Source organism: Dietzia sp. CQ4 (assembly GCF_014145125.1).
GTDB classification, from domain to species: domain Bacteria; phylum Actinomycetota; class Actinomycetes; order Mycobacteriales; family Mycobacteriaceae; genus Dietzia; species Dietzia natronolimnaea.
This window is the reverse complement of the sequence record NZ_JAALDZ010000385.1, coordinates 1-3495: the sequence shown is the minus strand read 5'-3', so window position 1 is coordinate 3495 and position 3495 is coordinate 1. Positions and strand designations below refer to the sequence as shown.

Here is a 3495-nt window from a genome sequence, read left to right as displayed (position 1 = left end):
CGAGAAGCGGCCCCGACACCCCGGGAGGGTGTCGGGGCCGCGCCCGTTCCGCGTGTGACCTACATCAGGCTGCCGAAGAGGTTCGTCATACCCGCGAGCGAACCGCCACCGACGTTTCCGGTGTCGTCATCGTCGTCGTCATCCCCACCGGTGGTGAAGGTGATCGGCGCGCTGAGCTCCCACGGCGCGTGGACCGCGCCGGAGGCCGCATAGGTGTAGATGCCGTAGCCGCCCGTCTCCGACTTCGCGTCGGCCGCGTCCTTCGAGACGGTGAGGGTGGTGGTGAAGCTGCCGTCGGGGCGCAGTTCGACGGCGCCGGCGGCGGCGCCCCCGATGACGGCGTGGTTCTCCGCGGCGAGGACCCACTTCTGCTCGACCACCTTGCGCGCCGCCGAGGTCCCGCCCGCGGACGGCTTCCACGCGTCCTCGAACTTGCCGAACACCAGGTAGAACCCGGCGGGCTTTCCGGCCAGCGGCGGGCGGACACCCACCACGGACCGGTCGTCGAAGCCGGTGCCGGTGATGGTCACCTGGTGGCTGCCGTCCGCGGCGAGTGTGGTCTCGGAGAGCTGGATCTTCGGGGTCCCGACGGGCACCTGGATCTCGTCCTCGGTCAGGTCGTAGGTGACCTGGAGGGGCAGCGGGCCCTTGAGATTCTGGTCTCCGCCACAGCCGGTGTTGTAGTAGTGCGGGTGCACTGACGCCGGCACGGCCGCCAGCCACTCGGGCGTCCACGCGCCCCAGACGTTCGGCGCGGTGCAGGTCCGGTCCTGGGTCCCACCGTTGTGCTGCACTCCCGCGTACCGGGGGGACAGGGTGATGGTGCCGTCCTGGGCCACCTGGGCGGCACCCGGCCCGAACGACAGGACGGTCGTGCGACCGGCGTTGACCTCGGGAGTGGGGTTGCCGTTCATGTCGTTCGCCGCGCCGATCGTGACATCGGCGTTGAGCGTTCCGGAACCGTCGGCGTTGACGGTCAGCTTCGGATCGGCCAGGGTCTCGTCGGGAGCGTTGAGATTCGCCGGGTAGGCGTTGAAGGTGATCTCGCCGTCCCAGTCGATGGTGACGGTGCCGTCCGTACCGCGGACGCCCTCACCGTCGGAGAACTTGATCGCGTTGGGGGTCGCCTGCTGGCCCCCGACCAGACTCACGGGCATCGAGGTGGCCGGGAACGCCGCAGGTGTGTATTCGGCCTGCGTTCCCCCCGAGACCGACCCCACGAGAGCCGACGCGTCACCCGAGGCGTCGAGGATCCGCCACGGCCCGAAGATGCCCTTCTGCGCGTATCCGCTGATGCCCCAGACGAACGAGGCGTCCGAGACGGTGCCCGGGGTGACGTCCTGCGCCTGGGCCGCCGGGGCGGCGACGACTCCGGCGAGCAACGCGAGCGTCGCCCCCAGCATCGTGCCCCGTCGGCCGGCGAGCGCGAGCCGGGATCGAGAAGTCTTCACATCAGTCCTTTCGTCGAACTGTCTGGTAGAACAGCACTGCCGCGAGCGCGAGCAATGCGGTCCCCACCCACCACTGCCATTGGTGGGTGGGGTCTCCGGCCTTCTGGGAGGCGGAAGTCTGGGCGTAGACCACGTCGGCGCCGTGGAGCGGCGAGTTGGCCGCCACCGGGATCGTCGCCTGGTCTGCGAGAGCGGTCGACGCTGCGGGCGCGGGGCCACCTGTGGAGGGACTCGCGGAGGACGCGGGGATCGAGGCGAGCGTGCCGCCCACGGTGCCGGCGGTCATCGGAGAGGTGGAGGTGTAGTACTCCTCGAAGTACTCCTCGAAGACCTCGTCGACGGGGACCCCCTCGGCGGCCGGGGATTCGGGCGACACGCCCGGGTCCGCTCCCTCCCGCGCCGCCCTCACCGCATCGGGCTGGAGCGGTTTCCACGCCTCGTCCATCCAGGCGGCCGCGGTGTCGGCGACGTCGTCGCCCGCAGCGCGGAGGACCTGTTCGACCGTGTTGTCGAGTACCTGCCCCACGATTCCTTTCGACCCACCCGAGCCTCCGGAATTCGGCATTTCCTCGGGGTCATCCGAATTCCAGCTCACCGCTATCGGGAGGGCGGGTTTCGCGCTGTCGGAGGTACCGGTGGAATACCAGAATCCTCCCGATCCGGCGTCAGCGGCAAAGTCGACGAATTCAGCGGGGAACGCTCCCCAGTCATTCCCGTCTCTCGTCTGGGGATTCTCTCCCGGCTTGGCGGAATAGGGCACGCGGAGGTATTCGGGGGTCACGGAGAAACCCTTTTTCCCACCCAGTTCCACGCGATTCCGGGGGAGGTTCGCGACGACGACGGTGCGCGACGGGATCGGGACCGACACCTCGGGGTTGTCCTGGGAACTCCGTCGCCCTCCCAGGGTCGCGGTGACGGTCGCCTTCGTGGGCGTGACGGTGAGGACCGGGTCGGTGACGCTGAGGAACACCAGGCCCGAGTAGTAGAGGACCGAGGCGGTGCCCCTCCACTCGATCTCGGCGGTGCCCGCCCCAGCGTCGACCGTCCCGGTGCCGTTGCCGAAGACCATCTCGAGTCCGCTGTACCTGCTCGAGGCGGCGTCACGGATCGGCGTTCCCGACTGGTCGGTCTGCGTGCCGGCCCAGGTGGCGGCCGCCGTGGCCCCGGTCGCGGATCGCTTCTCGATCGTGACGTCGCCCGACGTGGCTCTCCACGTCTGTTCGGTGATCGTCGCCCCGGACCCGGCGAGCGCCGACGAGCTGTCCCCGGCGGAGAGGAAGTTGAGCCCGGGGCCGTGGCTGGGCCCGGCACTCTGTCTGCTGAGCCCCCATCGGAACTCCGCATCGGTCAACTCGACCTCGGAGCCCTGTGCGTGCGCAGCCGGAGTGCCCAGGAGCACGCCGAAGGCGAGCACCAGTGTCAGCGCCAGGGCCGTGGCCCGGCGGTGGGTCGATCGCAGGTGACTGGTCATCGGGGCTCCTCGTGCTGGACGACGGTCGTGGGGTGGTGGTTCACGTCGTCCTCGTGGACGTCGTCGGGCCCGGCGGGACCGGCGGGACCGGCGGGACCGTCGGGTCCGTCAGGACCGTCGGGTCCGTCGTCGCCGTCGGCCATGGAGAGGACTCTTCGCTTGACGGCGACCGCCGCGGCGACCGACAGGGCCAGGGCCGCGAGGGCGAGGAAGACCCACCCCGCCGACCCGCCGAGTCCGGCGGCCGATGCCGTCGGGGATATGTCCGTCCGCACCGGGAACCGCTCCGCGGCCTCCAACCCCGAGCCAGCGCCCGCCGCGCGGATCTCGTGGGTCCCCGAGGCGATGTCCTCCGGGAGCACGAGCACTCCCGCGACCTCGCCGTCGACTCCTGCGAGGACGGGGCCGACGGCGGCGTCACCCTCACCGAGCACCACGTAGACCTGCTCGCCGGGCCAGAATCCCGCTGCCGCGAAGCCCATGGCACCGCCGGGCCGGGCGGCCTTGCGGTCGACCTCGATCACCGCGGTCACCGCCGTCGTGGTCCCCCCGGTCGCCGCGGCGGGCCCGCCG

Annotated in this window: 2 protein-coding genes and 1 pseudogene; all 3 read right to left on the bottom strand. The window is 70.9% G+C overall.

Going from position 1 to position 3495, the window contains the following annotated elements:
• Positions 1-59: 59 nt before the first annotated feature.
• Entirely contained in the window at positions 60-1451 is a 1392-nt protein-coding gene (locus G6031_RS17410; RefSeq protein WP_182653948.1) for a hypothetical protein, read from the bottom strand.
• Between the two features lies 1 nt (position 1452).
• A complete protein-coding gene (locus G6031_RS17405; RefSeq protein WP_182644515.1) occupies positions 1453-2922 on the bottom strand; it encodes a hypothetical protein in 1470 nt (489 codons plus the stop codon).
• A pseudogene (locus tag G6031_RS17400) lies at positions 2919-3495 on the bottom strand (hypothetical protein); the annotation flags it as partial. The gene G6031_RS17405 and the pseudogene G6031_RS17400, both read right to left, overlap by 4 nt.